Source organism: Streptomyces achromogenes subsp. achromogenes, from assembly GCF_000720835.1.
Classification (GTDB): Bacteria; Actinomycetota; Actinomycetes; order Streptomycetales; family Streptomycetaceae; genus Streptomyces; species Streptomyces achromogenes.
In genome coordinates this window covers 1-491 of sequence record NZ_JODT01000095.1, presented here as the reverse complement: position 1 = coordinate 491, position 491 = coordinate 1, and the positions used below count along the sequence as shown (strand labels likewise).

The window sequence follows — 491 nt, the reverse complement described above, 5'->3', positions numbered from 1 at the left end:
GTCCAGCTCTCCGCCGTCGACATCAGCCACGACGACACCGCGCCGGGCACCGCGTGCACCGCGTGCGCCTGGACCGCCCGAGCCTTGAGCGTCGCCGGGTAGTCCTTGCGCGCCGACTTCAGCGCGGCCTTCGCCGTCTCTCGGTGCGTACGAGCCGCCTTCTCCGCCGTACGTGCGGCCCGACGACCGGGGCTCAGCGGGTTCTTCGACGCCGACCGCGCCGCCTGCCGCTGGCTCCGGGCCGTCGCCACCGTCGCCCGAGCAGAGTTGTGCGCCTTCTGCGCGTCCATGAGCCGCTTCAGGTTCTCCGGAGTCCGGAGAGCCATCCGCCGGTTCGCCTCCGCGTCCCACTTGGCGGCGAACGGAGCGCAGACCGGCGACACGACGTCGAGCGCGTTCGTGATCGTTCCGAGGGCCGACTTGGTCGGCTCGGTGATCTTCGTAGAGACTTCCTTGAGGTCCACGGGTGTCCTTTCGCGAGGGTTCGTGGA

General features: G+C 70.5%; 1 pseudogene. It reads right to left on the bottom strand.

Annotated elements, in window-relative coordinates:
- Positions 1-464, bottom strand: a pseudogene (locus IH25_RS0136840) (ATP-binding protein); the annotation flags it as partial.
- Positions 465-491 lie beyond the last annotated feature (27 nt).